Here is a 22,619-nt window from a genome sequence, read left to right on the forward strand (position 1 = left end):
CCAGGCTCATACGCCCCGTCGCCACAGACGGACCAACGCGCAGAAATTGTCATTCAAGGCCAAGAGATTGAGGTCAACGATTGGCCGCCTTGGCCCGCATGACCCGGAGGCGGCGGCTCCTGACGCCCTTCCGTCATTTCAGCCAATTGGCTAATCCGACAGACCCCCAGGCGCTTTTCGTCAATGGCAGCCCCTGGCGATTGTCGTACAACGTGCAGCAACTGCCGGTCATCCTGACCGCGCCGAGCTTTCAAGCTGTACCGATTCCAGAGGTGATGCTATGCCGACGTACAAGGCGCCCCTGCGCGACATGAAGTTTCTGCTCAACGACGTGTTCGACTACCCGAAGCACTACGCGTCCCTGAAGGCGGGTGAGAACGCCACGCCGGATATCGTCGACGCCATCCTGTCCGAGTGCGGCAAATTCTGTGAGGAAGTGTTGAGCCCGCTTTACCAGAGCGGCGACGAGGAAGGCTGCAAGCTGGAGGACGGCGACGTCACCACGCCCAGAGGCTATAAGGAAGCCTACCAGCAGTACATGATGGGCGGCTGGCAGGGTCTGTCCGCGCCGGAAGAACTGGGTGGCCAGGGCCTGCCCGCCTCCATGGGTCTGCTCAAGCAGGAAATGATGGGCACCGCCAACTGGCCGTTCAGCATGTACCCGGGGCTGTCCCTGGGCGCGATGAACACCATCCAACTGCACGGCAGCGACGAGCAGAAAGAAACCTACCTGGTTCCCCTCACCGAGGGCCGCTGGGGTGGCACCATGTGCCTCACCGAGCCCCAGTGCGGTACCGACCTGGGCCAGGTGAAGACCAAAGCCGAACCCCAGGCCGACGGCTCCTACAAGGTCACCGGCACCAAGATCTTCATTTCCTCCGGCGACCACGACCTGACCGAAAACATCGTCCATGTGGTCCTGGCCCGCCTGCCGGACGCGCCGAAAGGTACCCGGGGCATTTCCCTGTTCATCGTGCCCAAGTTCCTGCCGGACGCCAACGGCGGTGTGGGTGAGCGCAACGGCGTCACCTGCGGCAGTCTCGAGAAGAAGATGGGGATCAAGGCGTCGGCCACCTGCGTGATGAACTTCGACGAGGCCAAAGGTTTCCTGATCGGCCCGGAAAACGAAGGCCTGAACTGCATGTTCACCTTCATGAACACCGCCCGCATCGGCACCGCCATCCAGGGCGTCGGTCCGGCCGAGCTGTCCTATCAATGGGCGCTTGAGTACGCCAAAGAGCGGCGCTCCATGCGAGCCCTGTCCGGCAAGAAGGAACCGGACCAGGTGGCGGACAGTCTGATCCACCACGCCGACGTGCGTCGCATGCTGCTCACCCAGAAGGCCATCGCCGAGGGAGGCCGCGCCATGCTCTATTACTCGGCGCGCCTGGCCGACCATATGGTCGAGGGTCACCTGGAAGGGGACGAGAAAAAGGCCGAGACCTACGACGACAAGCTCGGCTTCCTGACCCCGATCCTCAAGGGCTTCCTGACGGAGATGGGCTACGAGGCGGCCAACCTGGGCGTGCAGGTCTTCGGTGGCCACGGTTACATTCGCGAGCACGGCATGGAGCAGATCGTGCGCGACACCAAGATTGCCACGCTGTACGAGGGCACCACCGGCATCCAGGCCCTGGACCTGCTGGGCCGCAAGGTGATGCTGATGACCCAGGGCGGCGCCGTGCGCGAATTCACGCTGCGCATTTCCAACTTCGCGCGCAAGCACGTCACCAACAAGAAGCTGCGCCCCTACGCCTGGGAACTGCTGAAGCTGGCCGCCCAGTGGAACGTGCTGACGGTGCGTCTGATGCTCAACGCCCGCAAGGACCGGGACATGATCAGCGCCGCGGCCCACGACTTCCTGATGTTCAGCGGCTACGTCACCATGGCCTACATGTGGGCCCGCATGGCGGTGGTTGCGGCGGACAAGCTGGAGAACGGCGGCGAGGAGTCCGAGGCCTTCTACGAGGCCAAGCTGGCCACCGCGGAGTTCTACTACGACCGTCTGCTGCCGCGCGCGCAGGCCCATGCCACCAGCATGCTCTCGCCCACCCGCAACCTGATGCAGCTGGATGCCGAGCACATGGCGTTTACCGACTGATTTATCGGCTCTTCAGGCCTTTTGATCCCGGCTCCGGCCGGGATTTTTCGTTGTGGAATCGGTAGTGAGAAGCCAAGAGTCCCCCCACGCGCGCACCCCGTCCTTCCCTGCTATGCTCGAAAATGTGACCGGTGGTCACGATGAACATCGGCGAACCGCCATAATGATCCTGTAGCGATATTGACGAGGGCTTTGCCGTACCAGCCCCTCATACAGTGCCGAGAGGGATGGGCAGTGACCCGGCAGGCCGGCACAAGGCAAATCACAGGATCGGTTTGGCCGGTCCGTTACCGTGCATGTAGGGATACAGACCATGACCAGACTCCGCTCTGTTGCAGCCGCGTTAGTAACTCTCTGGGCAACCGTTGCCCTGATCGGCTGTGCATCCTCTCCGCCTCCATCCACCACATCCGTTATCCAGAAAAAAACCGAAGCTCATCCCGAGGGTCGGTACGAGGACCTCATCACCCTGGCCGTCACGGCCAACCAGGACTACCGGGTCACCATCGAGCGCACCCTGGCGGAAAAATTGATCGATCGGGGGTTTCAGGTCTCTCGCCTGGCCGACGATGACCTGCCCTGGGGGGATGTGGATAAGTTGACGGCCACCGTGACGGACCTGGCGTCCCGGGCGGGGGCCGACGGTATCCTGGTGACCACGTTGGTCCGCAAGGACGAAGAAAAGAACTACGTGCCCACCCAAGTGATCCAGAAACCGATGGTGGTGGGCGTCGGCGCCCATGCCCAGACCTACATGGATACCACGGTGGCGCCGGGCTACTATCAGGATCGCAAGGTTTATGTACTCAAGACCACGCTGTTCGACGTACAGAGCGGTAAAGCGGTCTGGGAACTCTACTCCAATACCGTCAACCCGGGCTCCCTGCAGCAGGCCGCCCGGGACTATGCCGTTGCGGTGGCGGAAGTCCTCAACCAAGATATCAGTCACAGCGAGTGAACCGATGATCAACCTGCGTAATGGCGTTCTTTCAATGCTGGCTGCCGGCACCCTGGCCGGCTGTTCCAGCCAGTCCCTGACCCTGGGCAGCAACGATCCCTGCACCGATCTGAAAGCGGTGGTGGCGGATTACCCCAGCGGCTTCTCGGATTTTCGTGGCAAAGCCAATCAATTCAACCTGCTCACGATCTATGCCGCCAAGCGGGAGCTCATCGAAGGTCATTGCGAAATCTGGGCCTGGAACCAGGCCGATGCCGCCTATGTGTGTACGGCCAACGCGCCCAACGTCGACGTAGCCGACGCCCGCTGGGAGAAAGCCGATCGCGCGGTGAGCCAGTGCCTGGGAGAAAGCTGGCAGCGCCAGGAGCAGGCACGTACCCGTAACGAAGACGCCGCCGGTCACCTGGTGCGCTACACCCGCGACGGGACGCCAGCGGTCATTTCTATCCACAGCATTGTCCGCAAAGGCGGCCCTCGGGATCGCCTCTCCACCAGCCTCTACGTCGGCAGTCCCGCTCGGGTTAATGAACTGACGCAATAAGTCAGTCGCTACGCCTGGCGCAGCTTGTGGAAAATTGAAGCAAACCCGCCCCTAAAAAGGCTTTCATAGGGTTATCCACAGGGCCAATCGACCGGTTGCGTGCCGTAACCTACACCTCAATTCACACACAAAAAAAGGCACCCGAATCGCCCCGGGTGCCTTTATCAACTATAGAGCCGGCTGATCAGAGGCCGTACTTGTCCTCGATGGCCTCGTACATGCCGTTCTCGTGAATCTTCTTCAGCCCTTCCTTCATCTTTTCGACGATCGCGTCCGGCGTGGATTTGTTGATCGCCAGATACAGGTCGGTCTTATTGAAGGAGTACACCGGCTTCAGACCTTCCACATCCTGCTGGGATGCGAAGTAGGGGCCGGCCAGGCGGTCGGCAATCCACAGGTCGATCTGGCCCAGCTCGAGGCGTTTCGGGTTCAGGTCGTCGCTGTCCAGTTGGGACACGGTGTAACCACGCTTGAGCAGATACTCGGTCATGACGTCACCCCGGTAGCCGCCAATGGTTTTGCCTTTGGCATCTTCCAGGCTGTCCATCTTGATGTTGCTGTCGGCGCGGGCAAAGATCGTCCACAAGTTATGGGTGAGCGGTCCGACCCACTTGAACAGCGGCGCACGATCCTCGGTGTAGGTGGTGCAGAAAATACCGTGGTTCTTCTTCTCCAGAACGCGGTTATAGCCATAGTCCCAGTTCCGCAGCTTCATACGGTATTTCAGATCAGTCTGGGCCATCAGGGCCTTGACCATTTCGGCACAGATACCGTCGATGTCCTCACGCTTATGCTCGAACGCACGACCCGAGGCGCTCATGTTATAGGGAGGGAAGTTCTCGGTGTAGAAATACAGCTTGTCGGGATCTGCCGCCTGGACGCCGGCGGAGGACGCCAGAGTCAGGGCGAACAGGCACAGGGCGAGCACGTTGCGCATCAGGGAACCTCTCCGTCGATTGTGTTTTTTTGGCGAACCGCTCCCGGTCCGTCCGGATTATAAATCGGCGGAAAGTCTACCTTACTCTGGGGTTGCTCTTCGTTGGTTACGCTGTTCGTTTTTGTAAAGCAAACAGAAAATAACCCGATGAATCAATAAGTGAATTCCGTTTCACGAATGAACCAGCAGGCCGTGCCGTCGCTACAGCCCGTACTTGTCTTCGATGGCCTGGTACATGCCGTTCTCGTGGATGGCTTTCAGGCCGTCCTGCAATTTCTGGACGACGGCATCGGAGGTGTCCGGATTCATCGCCAGGTAGAGTTCCGTCTTGTTGAAGGAATAGGCCGGAATGAGCCCCTCCACATCCTGCTGGGAGGCCACGTACGGACCTGCCAGACGATCTCCGATCCAGACATCGATCTGCCCCAGCTCCAGGCGCTTGGGATTCAGGTCGTCGCTGTCCAGCTGCGACACTTTGAAGCCGTGCTTTTCCAGGTAGACGGTTTTGACGTCGTTGCGGTAGCCGCCAATGGTCAGACCGCGAATGTCGTCCAGACTGTTGATCTTCAGCTTCGAATTGGCCGCGGTGAAAATGGTCCACAGGTTGTTGGTCAGCGGTCCGACCCACTTGAACAGCGGTTTGCGATCATCGGTGAGGGTGGTGCAGAACAGGCCGTGATTCTTGTGGTCGAGCACCCGCTTGTAGCCGTAGTCCCAGGTTCTCAGCTTCATGCGGTAATCCAGGTCGGTGTGCGCCATGATCGCCTTGACCATTTCGGTACACAGGCCGTCGATATGGTCCCGATCGTGCTCGAAGGCCCGTCCGGACCCGCTCATGTTGTAGGGCGGGAAATTTTCAGTGTAGAGGTACAGCTTGACCGGGTCCTTGTCGGCGGCCTGCAGGCCGGCCATTGGCAGGATCACGGAAAGCAGTAACGAGCAGAAAGCGAGTATCTTGCCCATGACGTGGTTCTCCAGGGTGCATCACATTCACAAATGCCAATGCATTGCACAGACCAAGCCACTTTCAGTGGATCGACGTAACCCCGCCCGGCCACAGGCTTTTTCCGGACACAGGGCCGGTTACACAAGGTAACATACTGAATTTATGGGCAATCCTGGTGCCACCCGAGCCATTTGAGGGCACCGGATTAGGGGTCACTTGCCGATGCAGAAGCTGCTGAAAATCTTGCCCAGCAGATCGTCCGGGGTCATGGCGCCGGTGATTTCGCCGAGCGCATCCTGGGCCTGGCGCAAATCCTCGGCCAACAGCTCGCCGGCACCATAGCCTTCCAGTTGGGCCTGGCCCTGCTGCAGGGACGCCTGGGCCTGCTGCAGCGCCACCAGATGACGGCGCCGGGCCAGGAAACCGCCCTCGGTGGTGGTGGCGTAGCCCATGCAGGCTTTCAGGTGATCGCGCAGGGCCTCGATGCCGTCACCGGACTTGGCGGCGATACGGACCACCGGAACCGGGCCATTTTCATTCAGGCCCGCCGCTTCCCCGGACAGGTCTACCTTGTTGCGAATCACGGTCAGGGGTGCGCCGGTGGGTAACCTGTGGATAAAGTCGGGCCAAATGGCCTCCGGATCCACAGCATCGGTGGTGGTCGCGTCCACCATCAACAGGATACGGTCGGCCTGCTCGATCTCCTCCCAGGCGCGGGCGATGCCGATTTTCTCCACTTCGTCGGGGCTGTCCCGCAACCCCGCCGTATCGACAACGTGCAACGGCATCCCGTCGATGTGGATATGTTCGCGCAGGACATCCCGCGTGGTGCCTTCGATGGCCGTGACGATGGCGGCTTCACGGCCGGCGAGGGTATTCAGCAGGCTGGATTTGCCGGCATTGGGGCGCCCGGCAATCACCACCCGCATACCATCCCGCAGGATCGTGCCCTGCTGGGCCTCGACCAGGATGCGGTCGAGATCATCCATGATGGACTGCAGGTCGCCAGCCACCTTGCCGTCGGCCAGGAAATCGATCTCCTCCTCGGGGAAGTCGATCGCGGCTTCCACATAGATCCGCAGGTGGGTGAGGGCTTCGACCAGGCTGTCGATCCGCTGGGAAAACGCCCCCTGCAGCGAGCGCATGGCGCAGCGCGCCGCCTGCTCCGAGCTGCTTTCGATCAAGTCGGCGATGGCCTCAGCCTGGGTCAGGTCCATCTTGTCGTTGAGGAACGCCCGTTCCGAGAATTCCCCCGGCCGGGCCAGACGCGCGCCCCGCTCACAGACTTCCCGCAACAGCAGATCGAGAATAACGGTGCCGCCATGCCCCTGCAGTTCCAGCACGTCTTCACCGGTAAACGAATGCGGGTTAGGGAAAAACAGGCCGATGCCTTCGTCGATCACCTGACCGTCACCGCCGAGAAAGGGTCCGTAGTGGGCATAGCGGGGTTTTGGATCCAGGCCCAGCAATTGACGGCCGATGGTCCCGGCCAACGGCCCGGAGACCCGGATGATCCCCACACCGGCCCGGCCGGGTGCGGTGGCGATTGCAGCTATGGTGTCGTTTACAGTCATCGGTGCTCTTTCGGCTGGAGACAGGGAAACCGTTTTCAGCATCCTAAACGAAAACAGGGCTCCGTGCGGAGCCCTGTCTCGAGTCAGACATGAAGGATCAGGACTTGTTGCCGATCCCTTCCGCCTGGATCTTGCGAGTGATGTAGTACTGCTGGGTAATCGACAGCACGTTGTTCACCAGCCAGTACAGGACCAGACCGGCCGGGAACCACAGGAAGAAGATGGTAAAGACGAACGGCATCGCCTTCATCACCTTGGCCTGCATCGGATCCGGCGGCGTCGGGTTGAGGCTCATCTGTACGAACATGCTGATACCCATCAGGATCGGCAGCACGAAGTACGGGTCCATCACCGACAGGTCGTGGATCCACAGGAAGAACGGCGCGTGGCGCAGCTGCACACTTTCAAACAGAACCCAGTACAGCGAGATAAACACCGGCATCTGCACCAGGATCGGCAGACAGCCGCCCAACGGATTGATTTTCTCGCGTTTGTACAGCGCCATCATTTCCTGGGACATGCGCTGCCGGTCGTCGCCGTAGGTTTCCTTGAGCCGCTGCAACTGGGGACCGACCGCACGCATGCGCGCCATGGACCGGTAGCTGGTGGCAGACAGCTTGAAGAACAGCGCCTTGACGGTGCAGGTCAGCAGGATGATCGCGATACCCCAGTTGCCGAAGATGCTGTGGAACCAGTTCAGAACGACGAACAGCGGTGTGGCGATGAAGAACAGCCAGCCGAAGTCGACCGTGCGGTCCAGGTTCGGGGCCACGTTTTCCAGGCGATCGATGATCTTGGGGCCGACGTAGGCGCGTGCGCCGATTTTTGCCTGCTCGCCTGGAGCGACCGTTGTGGCGCTGCTGACAAAGCCCATCACATTCAGGTTGTTACGCTGAGTGGTCTGGTACTTGTGCTTGGTGTCCGCATCCGGAATCCAGGCGCTGAGGAAGTAATGCTGCAGGAAAGCGACCCAGCCGCCTTCCGCGGTCTGGCTGATGGGCGTCTCCTTGAGATCGTCCAGGCTGTACTTCTCGTAAGGGTCTTCGTTAGAGCTCAGCACCATACCCAGGAACGAGCGGATACCAACGCTCTTCTGAGCCGTGGGATCCGGGCTGCTGTCCCGCACGATCTTGCCGGCAAAGTTCGCCTGCCAGGGCTTATCGGACTGGTTGTCGACCAGGTACCGGACGTCGATCTCATAGCTGTCGCGCTTCAGGGTGTAGCGCTTGGTGATCTTGACGCCTTTGTCGCCGCTGTAGGTCAGGTCGACGGTGAGGGTGTCCGTCCCGTCGGCCAGGGTGTATTGGGTCTGCGCGGCCGAGTAGGTGGGTACCGCCCCGTTGCTGGGGGAATCAATCCCGTCGCGACCAATCAGGCTGCTTTCCATCACATAGGTGCGGGTCGCGTTGTTCTGCAGCAGCTCCAGGGGATTGGGCTTGTCCAACGACTCCTTGTACTTGAGCAGGGACGCACGGGTGATGTTACCGCCCTGGAGATTGATGCTCAGGTCCAGGACATCGGTCCGGATATCGATCTTCTGGCCGTTATCGGCTGCCTTGACGGCGGAGCCTTCAACCTGGGTCTGGCCCTGGTCTTCAGGGGTGGCGAACTCGTTGTCGGCCGCCTGGCTGCTGGCCTGCTGCTGCCCGGAATCCGAAGACAGCGAGGGCGTAGACCCGTCGGTCGCCTGCTGGCTTTGTGCCACCGGCTCAGTGGGCGTCTGGTGATAATCTTCGTTCCAGGCGAGCACCATCATGTAACTGACAATGGCAAGGCCTACCCAGAGGATCGTGCGTTGAATATCCATAGGTTAATGTGTCGGCTGTTTTGTTTGGTGAGAACAATGTGTGTGGTGCTCGTCCTGGCCGTGATCGTGGCCGCATACCGACGGTACCGGATCATATCCTCCCGCGGTCCACGGATGACAGCGCAAGAGCCGTCGAATCGTCAGGTAGCCGCCGCGCAGAATACCATGTCTTTCAATCGCTTCCAGTGCGTAAGCGGAGCAGGTGGGGTAGTGGCGGCAGTGTGATGCCATAAGGGGACTGATGGCATACCGGTAGAACCGGACCGGGAGGAGGACGAGCTGTCGTATCATGAGATCCGGTACCCCTGGTCAGCCGGAGGCAGTATCCGCTCGTTGGGCCTTGCGCCGCAAGCGCTGCCACAGCTCATTGAGAATTCGATGAGTGGCCGGGTTGTCGAGTTCAGCCAATCCCTGCCGCCCGAGGACCACGATGTCCATGGCGGGCATATCCGTTTGCTGGCGAAACGTTTCGCGCACCAGCCGCTTGATGCGGTTGCGCTGGACGGCCAGCTTCAGGTTTTTCTTGGAAAAAATCAAACCAATCCTGGCGTGCCCGAGAGTGTTGGGCGTCGCCAGGATCAGGAAATGCCGGTGAGGCACTCGGACAGTGACCTGACTGAACACCCCACTGTAATCACGGGGTTTGAGCAGACGGTCTTGCTTGGTAAATCGCCGGTCCGGCATCGGTACCTGTCAGTCTGAATCAGGCAGACAGGCGGGCACGACCTTTCGCACGACGACGGGCAATGACCTTGCGGCCGTTGGCAGTGGCCATACGGGCACGGAAGCCGTGAACGCGCTTACGCTTCAGGACGCTGGGTTGAAACGTTCTTTTCATGATGTCGATCTCACACTGGTGATGTATGTAAAACGGAATCCGGGTTCTGGCTGCCAATTACCGGTGGCCAGCACCGGTTCCGGGAATCGTTCGATCCCTGGAAACCTGTCAAAAAATGAACAGCCAAAATAGGAGCGGGATTTTAGACAAATGAGTCCGGGAATTCAATCGTTATGGTTCCAGGATGCGGGATTTACGGAGCTGGGTCTCGAGAGTGCGGATGAGCGAGGGGATTCCGGTCGCTCCGGAGTCACCAACAATAACTTCATAAAGTCTTTTTCTTATTTAAAAGAATTTAAGACAGTTACTGTTACTGTTAGTCACCCGCTTTTCTGTGGAAAACCAATAAATATCCTTTTATATCAGTCGATTGTCAGCTTTAGAAGCCTGGGTGTAACCCACCCTGAGCTCTGGGGAAAACCGGTCGTTGAAATGGGGATAAGTGGTGGTTGTTCTCCGGCATGGAGTTATTCATGGATTCGGACTCAGGTTACTCACAGCGTTGCTGACGGGATAACCACAGACTCTTGTGGAAAACTTTTTTTAAGGGAATTTCTGTACACAAGCCAGTGCGTAAGTTGTTAGTTTGTTGATATTTAAATTAAAAGATATTCACAGGGTGTTTATGGCCTGGTTGGAAGGTCTTTTTTTGGTGGCCTTCAGCGCGTAAAATGAGCGGCTATTCAGGCTTTCCATACGCGTCCATTGCTGTTGCCTCTGGATAACTCGCGCTCGTGCGATGTTGTCCGGGATCGTTTTGTGCATAACAAGATGCTCCGGGTACCGTCCGGCAACGTGATGACGCGATAAGAAGAAAGCGATCCGTTTTTTTATCGTCCTTGAATCAGGGATTGGATACGCATTGGAGGCAGGCTTTCGTGCCGCAGAGTATCTGGCATCAGTGTCTTGACGTGCTGAGGGACGAGTTTCCCGCACAACAGTTCAATACCTGGCTTCGTCCCCTGCAGTCTGATCACCGGGAGGACCAGCTGTTGCTGTTCGCCCCGAACCGGTTCGTGATGGACTGGGTCAATGAGAAGTACCTGCGTCGGATCGAAGAGGTGCTCAAGGACCTGCAGGGCGGTCAGGCGCCACGCATTAATATGAAGGTGGGGTCTGCACCGGTACAGAGTGAACCGGTCAAGCGAGCTGCTCCTCCGCCTCCCGCTAACGGTCACGACGAGAATGCGGGTCCGGTCAGTGAGGAAGAGAAAGGCGTGGCGGCGACCGTAGTGGATCGTCCGTCACTGTCGTCGCCGGCCAGCCACAGGGCAAGACCGGCAGCGGCACCAACCCCGACGCCGGCCGCCCCCGAACGTCGCCGGGTGCAGGTCGAAGGCGATATCAAGCACCAGAGCTTCCTGAACGAGAGCTTCACCTTCGAGACGTTTGTCGAGGGTAAGTCCAACCAGTTGGCGCGGGCGGCGTCGATGCAGGTGGCGGAGAACCCCGGTGGTGCCTACAACCCGCTGTTTCTCTATGGGGGCGTGGGCCTGGGTAAAACCCACTTGATGCATGCGGTGGGTAACGAGATCGTGCGTCGTAACCCGCGGGCCAAGGTGGCTTACCTGCGTTCCGAGCGGTTTGTGGCCGATATGGTCAAGGCGCTTCAGCTGAACGCCATCAATGAGTTCAAGCGCTACTACCGGTCGGTGGATGCACTGCTGATCGACGATATCCAGTTCTTTGCCCGCAAGGAGCGCTCGCAGGAGGAGTTTTTCCACACCTTTAACGCGCTGCTTGAAGGCGGGCAACAGGTCATCGTCACCTGTGACCGGTTCCCCAAGGAAATTTCCGATATGGAGGAACGGCTCAAGTCGCGGTTTGGCTGGGGCCTGACGGTGATGGTCGAGCCGCCGGAGCTGGAAACCCGGGTGGCGATCCTGATGAAGAAGGCGGAACAGGCGAACGTTCGCCTCAGCAGCGAAGCCGCCTTCTTTATCGCCCAGAAAATTCGCTCAAACGTGCGGGAGCTTGAAGGGGCGTTGCGTTTGGTGATAGCGAATGCTCACTTCACCGGGCAGGAGATCACCCCGCCGTTTATCCGCGAAAGCCTGAAGGACCTGTTGGCACTGCATGAGAAGCAGGTCAGCATCGACAATATTCAGCGCACCGTGGCAGAGTACTACAAGATCAAGGTGGCAGATCTCCTGTCCAAGCGGCGCACCCGCTCGGTCACCCGTCCCCGTCAGGTGGCGATGTCTCTGGCCAAGGAGCTGACCAACCACAGCCTGCCGGAAATCGGCGATGCCTTTGGCGGGCGCGATCACACCACGGTACTGCATGCCTGCAAGAAGATCGTTGAATTGCAGGAATCGGACGCCAATATCCGGGAAGACTACCAGAATTTCATGCGGTTACTGACAACCTGATCCCATTGCGTATCCTATAACTCTCAACCGACAAGCAGAATCCGAGTGCCATGAAACTGACGATCAGCCGAGAATCCCTTCTTACCCCGCTGCAATCCATTGCCGGCGTGGTGGAACGCAAACAGACAATGCCGGTCCTGTCCAACGTGCTGCTGGTAGCCGAGGACAACACGCTGACCCTGACCGGTACCAACATGGAAGTGGAGCTGGTTGCGCGGATTACGCCCGTGCATGTGGATCAGCCGGGACGCATCACCGTACCCGCCCGCAAGCTCTCGGACATCTGCCGGGCATTGGGTGACGAAGCCCCGATCGAGCTGAACCTGGAAGGCGATCGGCTGCACCTGCGCGCCGGGGCCAGTCACTTCACCCTGTCCACCTTGCCGGCCGAGCACTTCCCCAACGTGGAAGACGATGAGGAAAGCTTCCGGCTTGAGTTGGCCCAGGCGGATCTGCGCAACATGCTGGACGCAACTGCGTTCGCCATGGCTCAGCAGGATGTGCGCTATTACCTAAATGGCCTTCTGCTTGAAGTGGATCCGGAGCATCTGCGTGCGGTAGCGACGGACGGACACCGTCTGGCGCTGTCGGGCCTGGGTGTGGCCACCGGCATCAGTGAACCGAGGCAGGTGATCGTGCCGCGTAAGGGCGTGCTGGAACTGGCTCGCCTGCTGGACGATGTGCAGACGCCGGTAACGCTGGTCTTCGGTGACAATCACCTGCGAGCCACGGTTGGCGCTTACACCTTTACCTCCAAGCTGATCGAAGGCAAGTTCCCGGACTACAACCGCGTGATTCCGCGGGGTGGCGACAAGACCGTCATGGCCGATCGCACCACTTTGAAGAATACGCTGCAGCGGGCCGGAATCCTGTCTCACGAGAACATTCGCGGTATCCGGCTGAGTCTGGCCCCGGGCGAACTTCAGATCTTCGCCAATAACCCGGACCAGGAACAGGCCGAAGACGCCATGTCGGTGGACTACCAGGGTGAAGGTTTGCAAATCGGCTTTAATGTCGGCTACCTGGTGGACGTCCTGAACGCACTGGACGAAGAGCAGGTCAAGATCACCCTTTCCAATCCCAACAGCAGTGCCCTGATCGAGGCCCAAAATGACCCCAGCTGTCTGTATGTGGTCATGCCCATGAGGCTGTAAAGTAGAGGCTGGGCACACCGGGGGGGATTGCAGCCGCGATCCCCTTAGCTTATTGAAGGAGGCAGTCTGCTATGGTGGTGAACGGCATCAAGGGTGCGTTGCGCATCGGTCAGACGCTGACGGTGCTGAGTCGCACGGGAATCAACTGGCTGCGAGGGGATCGACCGCCTACGCCGCGCCTGCTGCGCCAGACGTTCGAGAATCTGGGCGCCACCTACATCAAGCTCGGCCAGTTCATCGCCAGCTCTCCTACCTTCTTTCCTGCCAGCTATGTGGAAGAGTTCCAGCAGTGTCTGGATCGCACACCGGCCCTCCCCTTCAGCGTGATGCGCCGGATCCTGCAGGACGAACTCAAGGTGCCTCTGGAATCCATCTATGCCGAGATTGACCCGGTGCCGCTGGCGTCTGCGTCCATTGCGCAGGTTCATGCGGCGACCCTCGTTTCCGGTGAACAGGTGGTGATCAAGATCCAGAAGCCCGGTGTGGAAAACATCCTGCTGACGGATCTCAATTTCCTCTATGCCTCGGCGCGAATTCTGGAAACCATTGCGCCGAAGCTGTCCTGGACGTCGCTGTCCGGGATTGTCGAAGAGATCCAGCGCACCATGATGGAGGAATGCGACTTCATCAAGGAAGCCAACAACCTCAAGACGTTCCGTCAGTTCCTGCTGGACACGCACAATACCGATGCGACGGTACCCCAGGTTTATGAACGGTGGAGCACTCGGCGGGTCCTGACTATGGAGCGGTTTTACGGTGTGCCCCTGACGGATCTGGAAACGATTCGCACGGTGACATCGGATCCGGAACGCACACTGATCACGGCGATGAACACCTGGTTCTCCAGCCTGACCCAGTGCGAGTTCTTCCACGCGGATGTGCATGCTGGCAACCTGATGGTCCTGAAAGACGGTCGCGTCGGCTTTATCGATTTCGGTATCGTCGGGCGCATTCGTCCAGACACCTGGCAGGCGGTGTCTGATTTCATATCGGCGGTCATGGTGGGCCAGTTTGAAGGGATGGCCGACGCCATGGTGCGAATCGGCGTCACTCACGAAACCATCGATGTGAATCAGCTGGCCAACGATCTGCGCCGGCTGTACAACCAGATGGACCGAATGGTGCCTGACACCCCATATGCGGCCGAGGAAGCTGAAGACGAGGTCAACAATATCCTGATGGACATGGTGAAGATCGGCGAATCCCACGGCCTTCATTTCCCCCGGGAATTTGCGCTGTTGATCAAGCAATTCCTCTACTTTGACCGCTATGTCCATATCCTGGCGCCCGAGATGGATGTGTTTATGGACGAGCGGTTGAATTTGTTGCATTGAGGCCTGAGATTGCAGCCAGGAGATAGAGAGGTGTCATTTGGCCTCATAAAAAAAGGTTCCACGTGGAACCTTTTTTTGTGGGTGAAAGGGAAGTACGCACATTGCGTCGTTTTGAATCAATCCACTGCATTCGAGTTCAGTTGATTGGTCTTGATGTCCGTCGAATTCGTCGGCGTAGGTTATCGTCAGATTGCAGACCTCGCGAATCGGCGCTTTCCTGGAATGTCCGGATCGGGATACGGGAGTTTGGTGTTAGCCTTCGGCGACAATGAGCGTGGTTTTTCAGTGGTGAATTCATGCGCTGATGCTTTAAGAGGTCAGGCTACTCTCGAAGCGGAGTGCCAGATACCTTCAGCTCTGCTAGCGGCGTGTCGTGCTTGGCCGTTGATGTATTCCGGGCATGAGACGCCTTATACCGTCTGGTGCCTTACCCCCCTGCCCTAAGCGTGTCGTAACCGGTAGACTACGGCATTGGTTAGCTCGTTCGTTAGTCCGTCGAACTTCAGACAGCGTCGTCCTCGGTTGCGCTGGTTATCCGGTTGGCAATCCGTTGAATCACAATGCCAACGGACGGAATCTTGGGGATCTGTGATCTACCCAACGATGAACAAATGGGCCAACTGAACCCTCTATTCCTCGACGGATCCTTGTGGTGCATGGCGCTTCTTAAATTACAAACCCAACAATTCCGGAACCTCGCGCCCGTCGCCCTCTCTTTTTCTCCGTCCGTCAACCTGATCTACGGTGCTAACGGCAGTGGCAAAAGCAGTCTGTTAGAAGCCATCGCATACCTCGGATTGGGTCGATCATTTCGGGTGAACCGACACGAGGCCGTCGTGCGCCATGGTTCGGAAAGCCTGACCGTTTTCGGGGAGATTCTGGAAACTCCCGCCAGCGCGTCGCCTACCGCCTCGGCAGATACCCACCGGATCGGGATGTCCCGAGATCTGACCACCAAGGAGACCCGGCTGAAGGTCGATGGCGAGAAGGTGAGGAGTCTGTCCGCCATTGCTCGCCACCTTCCGGTGTCGGTCATCGATCCAGGCACGTTTGATATCGTAACCGGCGGTCCCGGTAAACGTCGGCAGTTTCTGGATTGGTCGGTGTTCCACGTGGAACATGGCTTCGCTGCCTTGTGGCAACAGTTCCAGAGAGCAGTTTCCCAGCGGAATAAAATTCTCAGAAATGGTAGAATTGACGAATCGCTGCTCAGGATCTGGGACAGCCAATACATCGCGTTGGCCAACCAGGTGACTGACGCCCGACGCCGAGTCTTTGAGCAGTTCCTGCCGCTCCTGGAAGCCGTTATCGGTGATGTGGAAGTGGCCTGGAGCGACGAGCTCAAGTTTGAGTTGTTCCCCGGTTGGGACCGGAAGGCGGATCTCGTGGATGTGCTGTTGAGCCATCGCGAGCAGGAAGCCAAGATGGGCCACACCCTATATGGGCCAAACCGGGCGGATGTGCGAGTGAAGTATCAGGGCCGTCCGGTGGCGGAAACCCTGTCTCGTGGCCAGCAAAAAACCCTGGTTATATTGATGAAGATCGCGCAGGGCCAGCTTCTTCGGGAGCACGCCCGGCAGTGTACGTTTTTACTGGACGATATCAACGCGGAGCTCGATGAGGCCCATCGACAGATGCTGGCCGGCAAGCTCCGCGATCTCGGCAGCCAGGTGTTCATCACCTCGATCGAGCCGCCCCGCCCCGAACGACTGTGGCGGGATCCCATGCCCGATTTCAAAGTGTTCCACGTGGAACATGGCGACTTTACGGAAGAATAAGATCTGCGCTTTAGGAGCGTCCGAATGACTACGTCGACTTATAATTCCTCCAGCATCAAGGTCCTCAAAGGGCTGGATGCCGTTCGCAAGCGTCCCGGTATGTACATCGGCGACACGGACGACGGCACGGGCCTGCATCACATGGTCTTCGAGATCGTGGATAACTCCATCGATGAGGCCCTGGCCGGTTTCTGCAGTGAAATCGGTATTGTCATCCACGCCGACGAGTCCGTGACCGTCCGGGATAACGGCCGGGGTATCCCGGTCGACATGCACGAGGAAGAAGGGGTGTCTGCCGCGGAGGTCATCATGACCGTCCTTCACGCCGGCGGTAAGTTCGACGACAACACCTACAAGGTGTCCGGTGGTCTCCACGGTGTGGGGGTTTCCGTCGTAAACGCCCTCTCCTCCCAGCTGCGCCTGACCATTCGCCGGGACGGCACGGTCTGGGAACAGACCTATCATGATGGCGTTCCTGACGCACCGCTGTCCGCCAAGGGCGAGACCGACAAGAGCGGTACCGAAGTCCACTTCATTCCGTCGCCCGAGACCTTCACCAACATCGTTTTCCATTACGATATCCTGGCAAAACGTCTGCGTGAGCTGGCCTTCCTGAATAGCGGTGTCCGTATTCGTCTTCAGGACGAGCGCACCGGTAAGGAAGACCTGTTCGAATACGAAGGCGGTCTGCGGGCCTTTGTGGAGCATCTGAACAACAACAAGACCCCGATCAACCGGGTCTTCCATTTCCTCCACGAGCGTGAAGACGGGATCGCGGTGGAAGTGGCGATGCAGTGGAACGACGCCTTCCAGGAAAACATCTTCTGCTTCACCAACAACATTCCCCAGCGCGACGGCGGCACCCACCTGGCGGGCTTCCGCGCTGCCCTGACCCGCTCGTTGAACAATTACATCGAGCAGGAAGGGCTGGGCAAGAAGGCCAAGGTGTCCACCTCCGGTGACGACGCCCGGGAAGGCCTGACGGCGATTATCTCGGTGAAGGTGCCGGATCCCAAGTTCTCCTCTCAGACCAAGGACAAGCTGGTGTCCTCCGAAGTGAAGACCGCGGTGGAACAGGAGATGTACCAGAATCTGGCGGCGTATCTGGTCGAGCAGCCCAACGAAGCCAAGATGATCGTCAACAAGATGCTCGAAGCGGCCCGGGCCCGTGAAGCCGCGCGCAAGGCTCGGGAAATGACTCGCCGCAAGGGCGCGCTGGATATCGCCGGCCTGCCGGGCAAACTGGCGGACTGCCAGGAAAAGGACCCTGCCCTGTCTGAACTCTACATTGTGGAGGGTGATTCTGCGGGTGGCAGCGCCAAGCAGGGGCGCGACCGGAAGACCCAGGCGATCCTGCCGCTGAAAGGTAAGATCCTGAACGTGGAAAAAGCCCGTTTCGACAAGATGCTGTCCTCCGCCGAGGTCGGCACGCTGATCACCGCCCTGGGCTGTGGCATCGGTCGCGAGGAGTTCGATCCGGACAAGCTGCGTTATCACTCCATCATCATCATGACGGACGCCGACGTCGACGGCTCGCATATCCGTACGCTGCTACTGACCTTCCTGTTCCGGCAGATGCGGGAGATCATCGAGCGTGGCCACGTCTTTATCGCCATGCCGCCGCTGTACAAGATCAAACGGGGCAAGCAGGAGCAGTACATCAAGGACGAGAAGGCGAAGGAAGCCTACCTCACCCAGACCGCTCTGGAAGGGGCCCAGTTCTATGTGAACCCGGATGCACCGCCGATTGCCGAATCCGCGCTCGAATCCCTGGTCAAGGAATACCAGACCGTGATGACCATGGTCGACCGTCTGGCCCGGGCCTATCCGGCCAAGGTGTTGGAGCAGATGATCTACAACAGCACCCTGACTGCCGACGACCTGCACAGCCAGGACGCGGTCACCCAATGGGTCGGTCGCCTGGGCGCGAGCCTGGAGCTGGATACCCGCACCGGTACCAAGTACGTGTTCTCAGTGCATGAGGACACCGAGCGCAAACTGTTCCTGCCCAAGGTGGATGTGTACGTCCACGGCATCCCTCAAAGCCACGTGTTCAATCACGAGTTCTTTGAGTCGGCCTCCTACGCGGCGATCGCCAAACTGGGTGAGAAGCTGGACGGTCTGATCGAGGATGGGGCCTACATCCAGCGCGGTGAGCGCAAACAGGCGGTGTTAAGCTTCGAAGGCGGCCTGCAGTGGCTGATGAAGGAAGCGCAGCGGGGCCTGAGTATCCAGCGCTATAAGGGGCTGGGCGAGATGAACCCGGAACAGCTGTGGGAAACCACGATGGATCCGGAAACCCGTCGGATGATGAAGGTCACCATCGAGGACGCCATCGCGGCAGACCAGATCTTCACGACCCTGATGGGTGACGAAGTGGAACCGCGTCGCGATTTCATCCAGACCAACGCCCTGGCGGTAACCAACCTCGACGTCTGATTCGTCACCGCGCCATCCGGACCTGTTTTTCGGTCCCAAAAAAGCCCGGGTTTTCCCCGGGCTTTTTTGTGTCTGTCGAGTCTGCGTTCGTCTCGTCAGTGGGCTATTGCTGCTTCTTTGACTCTTTTTCTTCCTGGGCGGCGACCAGCGCCGGTGACAGTACTTCATCCAGCTTGAAGCCCGTCAGGTTGCGGATGGCCCGCCAGAGGTAGTAGAAGATGGCGATCATCATCAGCATGGAGGGGATGGCGATCATCGGATAGCTGACCAGCGTCATCTGCCCCAGTTCCTCGTTGAACGCCGGCGTGCCGGACGGACTGGTGACGATCCATTTGGCCAGTACGTAATTCATGATCGAGGAGAACAGGAACGTGCCGGCAAAGTAGTAGCTGGCCCGCATCAGCCGGGATTCGAAGACGCCTTCGTTGCCCTTCTCCACCAGGGCATCGTGGATCTTGTCCACATCCAGGACGGTGCGGTTATAGAGCAGGGTGCGGACCAGGGGATAGCGTGTCTTGGTGGATATCAGTACCGCCAGGCCGATAATCAGAGGCACGGCAGCTTCCTTGATGGCAAGCCACTGGGCATCCAGGTGCAGCAGGCCGATACCACCGGTCAGCAAAATGCTGATCAGACCCAGCACCGCGATAAAGTTCTTCTTACCGAATCGGATCAGTTCATACAGCCCCCAACCCAGTGGAAACGCCAGCGCAACGAGGAGTGCGTTGGCCGATCCCAGATCCTGCTCACCGCTGAACTTCATCAGGATGACAGAGGGAATGACAATACTGATCAGCAGGTCGGCCCAGGGGCGCTGTTGTTGCTGGGGCGCTGGTGCGGTCGACGTGGACTTCTGGTTCATAGTGCTTCGGGCCTGATTTCTGGAAGGGAATCGACAGGTCGTTGGAACCCGGTTTGGCTATAAGCAGTATAACGAAGAATGACCCGTGAGGCGCACGCATGCAAGCCGTAAGGTGATACGGATGAGGTTATTGGCTGAACGAGCTAAGTGATTGATCAAGAAGGGAAAAGCGGGAAAATGGTCGGCGTGGCAGGACTTGAACCTGCGACCCCTTCGTCCCGAACGAAGTGCGCTACCAGACTGCGCCACACGCCGAATTTGGGCGGTATTATACTGATGATTCGGAGGATTGCCAGCCCCCTGAGGTGACTTTTCGTCTTTCGGTTTCCCGAAGGTCAGTGACCTGCCCCTTCCAGGAAATGATCCACGAACGCGGACAGATTCTTCCAGACCGTTACTGGCCCCAGAGGCGCCGTCTGGAGCTCTTTTTCGGTACGCCGCCCGTTACCCGTACGAACCAGCGCCGCGGCCTGACAGCCGGCTGCCAGGCCCGCCTCCAGGTCCTTGCGACTGTCCCCGACCATGATGGCGTCGTGAAGGTCGTCCAGGCCCAGTTGATCGCGGATATCCTCCAGCAGACCGGTACGGGGTTTGCGGCAGCGGCAGTCTTCGTCGGGATGATGGGGGCAGTAGACGATGCAGTCCACCCGGCCCCCGAGCGCTTCCACCAACCGTTCCAGCTGTGCGTGCATGGCCTCGAGAATGAGGTGATCGTAGAAACCCCGGGCGATGCCGGACTGGTTGGTGGCCACCGCCACCTGATGCCCGGCCCGGGTCAGTCGCGCGATGGCATCGATACTGCTGGCAATGGGCAACCACTCCTCGACCGAGCAGATGTATTCTCCGTGGTAACGGTTTATCACACCGTCACGATCGAGGATGATCAGCACCGTGCGTGCCTAGCCTGTGGGCAGCAATGAAATGTCCGCCACCTGCAGGAACAGGTTGCGCAGACGGTTGAGCAGCGCCAGGCGGTTGTTGCGGATGGCGGTATCGTCGGCCATGACCATCACGTCGTCGAAGAAGCGGTCGACGGTTTCCCGCAGGTCCGCCAGGGACGTCAGCGCCGCGCCATAGTCACCGCGGGCAAACAGCGGCGTGACCTTGTCCGCCTGGGCGTCAACGGCCTCGGCCAGGGCTTTTTCCGCAGCGTCCTGCAGCAGGCTGCTGTCCACCCGCTCGGAGAGGCCCTCACCACCCTGCTTCACCAGGATGTTGGACACCCGCTTGTTGGCGGCGGCCAGGGCCTGGGCGGCCGGCAACTGACGGAAGGCTTCTACCGCGCGGATACGCTGTTCGAAGTCCAGCGGCCGGGTCGGGCGACGGGCATGCACCGCCAGGTAGACCTCGGCCCCGATGCCCTGCTCTTCGTAATGGGCGCGGAAACGGTCGAGCATGTAGTCCACCACCGGCGTCACCGGATCCTCGACCGTCAGGCTGGTGAAGTTCGCAGCCGCCCATTCGCAGCAGGTCTGCAGGTCCAGCGGCAGCTCCCGCTCGACAATGATGCGCAGCACACCCAGGGCCGAGCGACGCAGGCCGAACGGATCACGCGTGCCCGAGGGCGGCTGGTCGATGCCGAACAGGCCCACCAGGGAATCCAGACGATCCGCCAGGGCCACGGCACAGCCGGTCAGCGTCTGCGGCAGGTCGTCGCCGGCGAAGCGCGGCATGTATTGCTCGTTCAGGGCGGCGGCGACATCGTCCGGTTCGCCGTCATTGCGGGCGTAGTACTCGCCCATGATGCCCTGCAGGTCAGTGAACTCGAGCACCATCTCGCTGACCAGGTCGGTCTTGGCCAGCATGGCGGCGCGTTCGGCGTTCTCCGGTTTGCCGTCGATGGCTTCTGCAATCTTTTTGGCCAGCGCCGCCACCCGCACGGATTTGTCGTGGAGGCTACCCAGCTTTTCCTGGAACACGATCGGTTTGAGCGCGTCGATGCGGCTTTCCAGCGTGTGCTTGCGGTCGGTGTCGTAGAAGAAGGCAGCGTCAGCCAGGCGTGGCCGGATCACCTTCTCGTTTCCGGAGACGACCTGCGACGGGTCCTTGCTTTCCAGGTTGGCCACAGTAATGAACAGCGGCAGCATGCGGCCGTCCTTGTTGACCACGTGGAAATACTTCTGGTGCTCCTTCATGGAGGAAATCAGCGCCTCGGCGGGCACCTCCAGGAAGCGTTCCTCGAAATGGCCCAGCAACGGGACCGGCCACTCGTTGAGGGCGGTGACCTCGTCCAGCAGATCGTCGTCGATCACGGCCTGGGCGTCGCCCTTCTCACGGGCCAGGGCTTCGACGCCGGCGCGGATCTTGTCACGGCGCTCTTCGAAGCTGGCCAGCACGTAGCCTTCTTCACGCAGGACCACCTCGTAGGCGTCCGGCGTGGGAATGATCAGTTCTTTCGGGCAGTGGAAACGGTGCCCGCGGGTTTCGTTGCCGGTGGGCAGACCCATGATGTTGGCGTCGATGATCTTGTTGCCCAGCAGCAGCACGATCCAGTGCACCGGGCGCACGAATTCCGCCTTGTGGGCACCCCAGCGCATCCGCTTGGGAATGGGCAGGCCGGCCAGTGACTGCTCCACCAACTCCGGGATCAGCTCGGCGGTGGCACGGCCCTGTTCAACCGTACGATACACCACCCAGGCACCCTTCTCGGTTTCCAGCGTGTCCAACTGGTCCGGGGTGACGCCTGCGGAGTTGGCAAAACCGGTGAGCGCACGGGTCGGGTTACCGGCGTCGTCAAAAGCGGCCTTGACGGCGGGACCGCGTTTTTCCACCGCCTTGTCCGGCTGGGCATCGGCCAGCCCGTGGACGCGAATGGCCAGGCGCCGGGGAGCGGCAAACGACTCCACCTTGCCGTAGCTCAGGCCGGCGTCATCCAGCCCCTTGCAGAAGCCGGACGTGAACGCGTCGGACAGTGTCTTGAGGGCCTTGGGCGGCAGCTCCTCGGTGCCGATTTCGACCAGAAAATCCTGTTTTGCCAT

Annotated in this window: 18 protein-coding genes and 1 tRNA gene; 8 read left to right on the forward strand and 11 right to left on the reverse strand. The window is 59.6% G+C overall.

Translation table 11 applies throughout. The annotated features are described in order from the left end of the window. Window positions 1-280 precede the first annotated feature (280 nt). From J3364_RS12860 to J3364_RS12870, 3 genes are all read left to right on the forward strand, one after another. Window positions 281-2,101 carry an acyl-CoA dehydrogenase C-terminal domain-containing protein gene (locus J3364_RS12860; RefSeq protein ID WP_349558732.1) on the forward strand — a complete coding sequence of 607 codons (1,821 nt, stop codon included), beginning with the start codon at window positions 281-283 and terminating at the stop codon, window positions 2,099-2,101. 313 nt (window positions 2,102-2,414) lie between these two features. Then, a complete protein-coding gene (locus J3364_RS12865; protein ID WP_349558733.1) occupies window positions 2,415-3,059 on the forward strand; it encodes a YajG family lipoprotein in 645 nt (214 codons plus the stop codon). 4 nt (window positions 3,060-3,063) lie between these two features. Continuing rightward, window positions 3,064-3,600 (forward strand): hypothetical protein, encoded by a 537-nt coding sequence (locus J3364_RS12870; protein WP_349558734.1) that lies wholly within the window; start codon window positions 3,064-3,066, stop codon window positions 3,598-3,600. 184 nt (window positions 3,601-3,784) lie between these two features. Here the strand turns inward: J3364_RS12870 and J3364_RS12875 are convergent, their stop codons facing one another. From J3364_RS12875 to rpmH, 7 genes are all read right to left on the reverse strand, one after another. Continuing rightward, the gene (locus tag J3364_RS12875) at window positions 3,785-4,537 is read right to left on the reverse strand and encodes a substrate-binding periplasmic protein (protein ID WP_349558735.1); all 753 of its coding nucleotides are present in this window, start codon (window positions 4,535-4,537) and stop codon (window positions 3,785-3,787) included. Between the two features lie 201 nt (window positions 4,538-4,738). Then, on the reverse strand, window positions 4,739-5,500 hold the full coding sequence (locus J3364_RS12880) for a substrate-binding periplasmic protein (protein WP_349558736.1): 762 nt from the start codon (window positions 5,498-5,500) through the stop codon (window positions 4,739-4,741). 195 nt (window positions 5,501-5,695) lie between these two features. After that, a complete protein-coding gene (gene mnmE, locus J3364_RS12885) occupies window positions 5,696-7,057 on the reverse strand; it encodes a tRNA uridine-5-carboxymethylaminomethyl(34) synthesis GTPase MnmE (RefSeq protein ID WP_349558737.1) in 1,362 nt (453 codons plus the stop codon). Between the two features lie 97 nt (window positions 7,058-7,154). Further along, entirely contained in the window at window positions 7,155-8,864 is a 1,710-nt protein-coding gene (yidC, locus tag J3364_RS12890; RefSeq protein ID WP_349558738.1) for a membrane protein insertase YidC, read from the reverse strand. 3 nt (window positions 8,865-8,867) lie between these two features. Next, the gene (gene yidD, locus J3364_RS12895; protein WP_349558803.1) at window positions 8,868-9,152 is read right to left on the reverse strand and encodes a membrane protein insertion efficiency factor YidD; all 285 of its coding nucleotides are present in this window, start codon (window positions 9,150-9,152) and stop codon (window positions 8,868-8,870) included. Between the two features lie 21 nt (window positions 9,153-9,173). Then, window positions 9,174-9,548 carry a ribonuclease P protein component gene (gene rnpA / locus J3364_RS12900; protein ID WP_349558739.1) on the reverse strand — a complete coding sequence of 125 codons (375 nt, stop codon included), beginning with the start codon at window positions 9,546-9,548 and terminating at the stop codon, window positions 9,174-9,176. 19 nt (window positions 9,549-9,567) lie between these two features. After that, window positions 9,568-9,702, reverse strand: a complete 135-nt coding sequence (gene rpmH, locus J3364_RS12905) for a 50S ribosomal protein L34 (protein WP_004579611.1) — start codon at window positions 9,700-9,702, stop codon at window positions 9,568-9,570. Between the two features lie 878 nt (window positions 9,703-10,580). On the opposite strand from rpmH, the gene dnaA reads away from it, so the two are divergent. The 5 genes from dnaA to gyrB all read left to right on the forward strand — a co-directional run bounded on the left by dnaA (window position 10,581) and on the right by gyrB (window position 18,779). Beyond that, window positions 10,581-12,074 (forward strand): chromosomal replication initiator protein DnaA, encoded by a 1,494-nt coding sequence (gene dnaA, locus J3364_RS12910; RefSeq protein WP_349558740.1) that lies wholly within the window; start codon window positions 10,581-10,583, stop codon window positions 12,072-12,074. A gap of 50 nt (window positions 12,075-12,124) precedes the next feature. After that, complete coding sequence (gene dnaN / locus J3364_RS12915; protein ID WP_203142094.1) at window positions 12,125-13,228, forward strand: DNA polymerase III subunit beta; 1,104 nt, start codon at window positions 12,125-12,127, stop codon at window positions 13,226-13,228. A gap of 71 nt (window positions 13,229-13,299) precedes the next feature. After that, window positions 13,300-14,562, forward strand: a complete 1,263-nt coding sequence (locus tag J3364_RS12920; RefSeq protein ID WP_349558742.1) for an ABC1 kinase family protein — start codon at window positions 13,300-13,302, stop codon at window positions 14,560-14,562. Between the two features lie 656 nt (window positions 14,563-15,218). Beyond that, the gene (gene recF / locus J3364_RS12925; protein ID WP_349558743.1) at window positions 15,219-16,340 is read left to right on the forward strand and encodes a DNA replication/repair protein RecF; all 1,122 of its coding nucleotides are present in this window, start codon (window positions 15,219-15,221) and stop codon (window positions 16,338-16,340) included. Between the two features lie 24 nt (window positions 16,341-16,364). Beyond that, a complete protein-coding gene (gene gyrB, locus J3364_RS12930; RefSeq protein ID WP_123633884.1) occupies window positions 16,365-18,779 on the forward strand; it encodes a DNA topoisomerase (ATP-hydrolyzing) subunit B in 2,415 nt (804 codons plus the stop codon). Between the two features lie 103 nt (window positions 18,780-18,882). Here gyrB and J3364_RS12935 read toward each other — a convergent pair whose 3' ends face one another. From J3364_RS12935 to glyS, 4 genes are all read right to left on the reverse strand, one after another. Beyond that, complete coding sequence (locus tag J3364_RS12935) at window positions 18,883-19,641, reverse strand: VC0807 family protein (protein ID WP_349558744.1); 759 nt, start codon at window positions 19,639-19,641, stop codon at window positions 18,883-18,885. A gap of 178 nt (window positions 19,642-19,819) precedes the next feature. After that, window positions 19,820-19,896: transfer RNA gene (locus J3364_RS12940), tRNA-Pro, on the reverse strand. Between the two features lie 80 nt (window positions 19,897-19,976). After that, window positions 19,977-20,531: a D-glycero-beta-D-manno-heptose 1,7-bisphosphate 7-phosphatase gene (gene gmhB / locus J3364_RS12945; protein ID WP_349558745.1), complete on the reverse strand. Its 555-nt coding sequence runs from the start codon at window positions 20,529-20,531 to the stop codon at window positions 19,977-19,979. A 9-nt stretch (window positions 20,532-20,540) separates the two neighbouring features. Next, window positions 20,541-22,619, reverse strand: a complete 2,079-nt coding sequence (gene glyS / locus J3364_RS12950; RefSeq protein WP_349558804.1) for a glycine--tRNA ligase subunit beta — start codon at window positions 22,617-22,619, stop codon at window positions 20,541-20,543.

The sequence above is a fragment of the Marinobacter sp. NFXS9 genome, assembly GCF_040148665.1.
In the GTDB taxonomy this organism is placed as follows: domain Bacteria; phylum Pseudomonadota; class Gammaproteobacteria; order Pseudomonadales; family Oleiphilaceae; genus Marinobacter_A; species Marinobacter_A mangrovi.